The organism is Corynebacterium sp. zg254, assembly GCF_024701495.1.
Lineage (GTDB): Bacteria > Actinomycetota > Actinomycetes > Mycobacteriales > Mycobacteriaceae > Corynebacterium > Corynebacterium zhongnanshanii.
Map to the genome: position 1 here is coordinate 1 of NZ_WIAR01000005.1, position 5,371 is coordinate 5,371.

The window sequence follows — 5,371 nt, forward strand, 5'->3', positions numbered from 1 at the left end:
GGTTTTTGTGTGTGTTGTTGTTGTCTGACTGTGGCTTGTTGTTGTTGGAGGTCCCTTCTTCCCGTCGGGGCTGGTGATGGCAGTGACAGGTTTTTGAATGATTTATTTTGATTCTTTTGTCAGTAGTTTTATTTTTTTGTAGCTAGTTTTTGGCTCTCTTGTAGTGCTGATTTGCTTTTATGGAGAGTTTGATCCTGGCTCAGGACGAACGCTGGCGGCGTGCTTAACACATGCAAGTCGAACGGAAAGGCCTCTTGCTTGCAAGGGGTACTCGAGTGGCGAACGGGTGAGTAACACGTGGGTGATCTGCCCTGCACTCTGGGATAAGCCTGGGAAACTGGGTCTAATACCGGATAGGACCATCGTTTAGTGTCGGTGGTGGAAAGTTTTTTCGGTGCAGGATGAGCTCGCGGCCTATCAGCTTGTTGGTGGGGTAATGGCCTACCAAGGCGACGACGGGTAGCCGGCCTGAGAGGGTGTACGGCCACATTGGGACTGAGACACGGCCCAGACTCCTACGGGAGGCAGCAGTGGGGAATATTGCACAATGGGCGCAAGCCTGATGCAGCGACGCCGCGTGAGGGATGACGGCCTTCGGGTTGTAAACCTCTTTCGCTAGGGAAGAAGCCTTTTGGGTGACGGTACCTGGATAAGAAGCACCGGCTAACTACGTGCCAGCAGCCGCGGTAATACGTAGGGTGCGAGCGTTGTCCGGAATTACTGGGCGTAAAGAGCTCGTAGGTGGTTTGTCGCGTCGTCTGTGAAAGCCCGGGGCTTAACTCCGGGTCTGCAGGTGATACGGGCATAACTAGAGTGCTGTAGGGGAGACTGGAATTCCTGGTGTAGCGGTGAAATGCGCAGATATCAGGAGGAACACCGATGGCGAAGGCAGGTCTCTGGGCAGTAACTGACGCTGAGGAGCGAAAGCATGGGTAGCGAACAGGATTAGATACCCTGGTAGTCCATGCCGTAAACGGTGGGCGCTAGGTGTGGGGATCTTTCTACGATTTCCGTGCCGTAGCTAACGCATTAAGCGCCCCGCCTGGGGAGTACGGCCGCAAGGCTAAAACTCAAAGGAATTGACGGGGGCCCGCACAAGCGGCGGAGCATGTGGATTAATTCGATGCAACGCGAAGAACCTTACCTGGGCTTGACATATGCAGGATCGGCACAGAGATGTGTTTTCCCTTTGTGGCTTGTATACAGGTGGTGCATGGTTGTCGTCAGCTCGTGTCGTGAGATGTTGGGTTAAGTCCCGCAACGAGCGCAACCCTTGTCTTGTGTTGCCAGCACGTTATGGTGGGGACTCGCGAGAGACTGCCGGGGTTAACTCGGAGGAAGGTGGGGATGACGTCAAATCATCATGCCCCTTATGTCCAGGGCTTCACACGTGCTACAATGGTCGGTACAGTGGGTTGCGATACCGTGAGGTGGAGCTAATCCCTTAAAGCCGGTCTCAGTTCGGATTGGGGTCTGCAACTCGACCCCATGAAGTCGGAGTCGCTAGTAATCGCAGATCAGCAATGCTGCGGTGAATACGTTCCCGGGCCTTGTACACACCGCCCGTCACGTCATGAAAGTTGGTAACACCCGAAGCCAGTGGCCTAAACTCGTTAGGGAGCTGTCGAAGGTGGGATCGGCGATTGGGACGAAGTCGTAACAAGGTAGCCGTACCGGAAGGTGCGGCTGGATCACCTCCTTTCTAAGGAGTATTTTTGTTTTTGTTTTTTCGAATCTGGGTAGATCGCATGGATGGTGATTGTGTCTGACTCGCACCGAAGAGGGTGTGGGTGTGGAAGTGGATTGGTGCTTGGTTTGTTGCTACTGTTGGGTGTCTGGAATGACGTGTGTTATTCCTGTACATGGGGAGCATGTGGACGGTGACTACCGGTAGGTGGTTGGTGTTTGTGTGTTTCGTGTTGTTTGAGAACTGTATAGTGGACGCGAGTATCTTCTTTTTTGCAATTGACGTGAGTACTCACCGCGTGCCCGGTTTTTCGGGTTCGTGTGTGTGGTTTGCGTGGTTGTTTTAGTGTTTTTTTGTAAGCATTCTGTGTTGTGTTTTTGTTAAGGGCACACGGTGGATGCCTTGGCACGATAAGCCGATGAAGGACGTGTAAGGCCACGATAGGCCTCGGGGAGTTGCCAATAGAGCGTTGATCCGAGGGTGTCCGAATGGGGAAACCCGGCCGTAGTTGTGTGCGGTCACCTGCCGATGAATTCATAGTTGGTATGGAGGGAACGCGGGGAAGTGAAACATCTCAGTACCCGTAGGAAGAGAAAATAAATTAATGATTCTGCTAGTAGTGGCGAACGAACGTGGATGTTGGCTAAACCATATGCGTGTGATACCTGGCAGGGGTTGCGTGTGTGGGGTTGTGGGGCCTTGTTGTGCGGTGCTGCCATGCCGTGCATGATGCGTGTGTGTTAGCGGAAGTGGTTTGGAATGGCCTGCCGTAGACGGTGAGAGTCCGGTACGTGAAAGCATGTGTGTGTTGTGTTGATGAGTGTCCCCGAGTAGCAGCGGGCTCGTGGAATCTGCTGTGAATCTGCCGGGACCACCCGGTAAGCCTGAATACTTGTATCGTGACCGATAGCGGAGTAGTACCGTGAGGGAATGGTGAAAAGTACCCCGGGAGGGGAGTGAAATAGTACCTGAAACCGTGTGCTTACAATCCGTCAGAGCCTCTTGTGGGGTGATGGCGTGCCTTTTGAAGAATGAGCCTGCGAGTCAGCGGCATGTCGCGAGGTTAACCCGGACTGTGGGGTAGTCGTAGCGAAAGCGAATACTAACGAGTGTGTTTAGTGGCATGTCCTGGACCCGAAGCGGGGTGATCTACCCATGGCCAGTGTGAAGCAGCGGTAAGACGCTGTGGAGGCGCGAACCCACTTAGGTTGAAAACTGAGGGGATGAGTTGTGGGTAGGGGTGAAAGGCCAATCAAACTCCGTGATAGCTGGTTCTCCCCGAAATGCATTTAGGTGCAGCGTCGTGTGTTTCTTGCCGGAGGTAGAGCTACTGGATGGTTTAGCGGGACCAACATCTTAGCGACATCAGCCAAACTCCGAATGCCGGTAAGTCAGAGCGCGGCAGTGAGACTGCGGGGGATAAGCTTCGTAGTCGAGAGGGAAACAGCCCAGATCGCCGGCTAAGGCCCCTAAGAGTGTACTAAGTGGAAAAGGATGTGGGATCGCGAAGACAGCCAGGAGGTTGGCTTAGAAGCAGCCATCCTTGAAAGAGTGCGTAATAGCTCACTGGTCGAGTGGTTCTGCGCCGACAATGTAGTGGGGCTCAAGTACACCGCCGAAGCCGCGGAACTCCATTTTTGGGGTTGGTAGGGGAGCGTCGTGTGGCCGTTGAAGGTGCGGGGTGACCCAGTGCTGGAGGCTATGCGAGTGAGAATGCAGGCATGAGTAGCGAATGATGAGTGGAAAACTCATCCGCCGAATGACTAAGGGTTCCTGGGTCAAGCTAATCTTCCCAGGGTGAGTCGGGACCTAAGGCGAGGCCGACAGGCGTAGTCGATGGATAACGGGTTGATATTCCCGTACCCGTGTGTGCGCGCCCAGTGGTGAATCATTGATACTAACCGCCCTGAACCCGCACGGGCACCTTTTGGGTGTTTGTGTGTGGGGATGCGTGGGACCTGATGTGGTAGTAGCCAAGTGATGGGGTGACGCAGGAAGGTAGCCAAGCCACTTATTGGATTGTGGTGTAAGCGTGTGGCCCGTGTGTTTGGTAAATCCGGCGCACATTTGAAGGGTGAGGCGTGATGCGTACCCGTTGTGGGGATGTTGGTGATCCTATGCTGCCGAGAAAAGCCTCTAGCGAGTGCATGGACGGCCCGTACCCATAACCGACACAGGTGGTCAGGTAGAGAATACTAAGGCGATCGGGTGAACTGTGGTTAAGGAACTCGGCAAAATGCCCCCGTAACTTCGGGAGAAGGGGGGCCACTGCTGGTGACAGACTGGTTGAGCTGGTGGTGGTCGCAGAGAATAGAGGGAAGCGACTGTTTACTAAAAACACAGGTCCGTGCGAAGACGGTAAGTCGATGTATACGGACTGACGCCTGCCCGGTGCTGGAAGGTTAAGAGGACCTGTTAGATCACTGTGTGGTCGAAGCGGAGAATTTAAGCCCCAGTAAACGGCGGTGGTAACTATAACCATCCTAAGGTAGCGAAATTCCTTGTCGGGTAAGTTCCGACCTGCACGAATGGCGTAACGACTTCTCTGCTGTCTCAACCACAGGCCCGGCGAAATTGCAGTACGAGTAAAGATGCTCGTTACGCGCGGCAGGACGAAAAGACCCCGGGACCTTCACTATAGCTTGGTATTGGTGTTTGGTTCGGTTTGTGTAGGATAGGTGGGAGACTGTGAAGCTATCACGCCAGTGGTGGTGGAGTCGTTGTTGAAATACCACTCTGATCGTATTGAGCATCTCAACCTCGGCCCATGATCTGGGTTAGGGACAGTGCCTGGTGGGTAGTTTAACTGGGGCGGTTGCCTCCCAAAGAGTAACGGAGGCGCCCAAAGGTTCCCTCAGCCTGGTTGGCAATCAGGTGTTGAGTGTAAGTGCACAAGGGAGCTTGACTGTGAGACTGACAGGTCGAGCAGGTACGAAAGTAGGGACTAGTGATCCGGCACCGGCTTGTGGAAGCGGTGTCGCTCAACGGATAAAAGGTACCCCGGGGATAACAGGCTGATCTTCCCCAAGAGTCCATATCGACGGGATGGTTTGGCACCTCGATGTCGGCTCGTCGCATCCTGGGGCTGGAGTAGGTCCCAAGGGTTGGGCTGTTCGCCCATTAAAGCGGCACGCGAGCTGGGTTTAGAACGTCGTGAGACAGTTCGGTCTCTATCCGCCGTGCGCGTTGAAACTTGAGAAAGGCTGTCCCTAGTACGAGAGGACCGGGACGGACATACCTCTGGTGGGCCAGTTGTCACGCCCGTGGCATGGCTGGTTGGCTACGTATGGAAGGGATAACCGCTGAAAGCATCTAAGCGGGAAGCCTGTTTCGAGATGAGGTTTCTTTTGAGGTTCCCTATAGATTATGGGGTTGATAGGCCGGATCTGGAAGCGCTGTGAGGTGTGGAGGTGACCGGTACTAATACACCGAAAAAAACACAACCTGTTTAATCAGGGTGTTTACAAAAAACCGTGTTTGAGTTGTTGCTCGCGTCTGTTATGCAGTGTCTGGGATGACACGGCACATCCCCTTGGTGGGTGGTGTGTGTTTTCCTTTGTTTGGTTTGTCGGTGGTTTTAGCGATGGGGTCACGCCCGGTCCCTTTCCGAACCCGGAAGCTAAGCCCGTCAGCGCCGATGGTACTGCACCTGGGAGGGTGTGGGAGAGTAGGTCACCGCCGGCT

The 5,371-nt window shown here is 54.1% G+C and carries 3 rRNA genes; all 3 read left to right on the forward strand.

From position 1 onward, the window contains the following. Positions 1 to 176: 176 nt before the first annotated feature. The 3 genes from GC425_RS09850 to rrf all read left to right on the forward strand — a co-directional run bounded on the left by GC425_RS09850 (position 177) and on the right by rrf (position 5,371). Positions 177 to 1,702 (forward strand): 16S ribosomal RNA (locus GC425_RS09850). A gap of 355 nt (positions 1,703 to 2,057) precedes the next feature. Next, positions 2,058 to 5,131: ribosomal RNA gene (locus tag GC425_RS09855) — 23S ribosomal RNA — on the forward strand. A 123-nt stretch (positions 5,132 to 5,254) separates the two neighbouring features. Further along, positions 5,255 to 5,371 (forward strand): 5S ribosomal RNA (gene rrf, locus GC425_RS09860). Together the 16S, 23S and 5S rRNA genes form the textbook arrangement of a ribosomal RNA operon.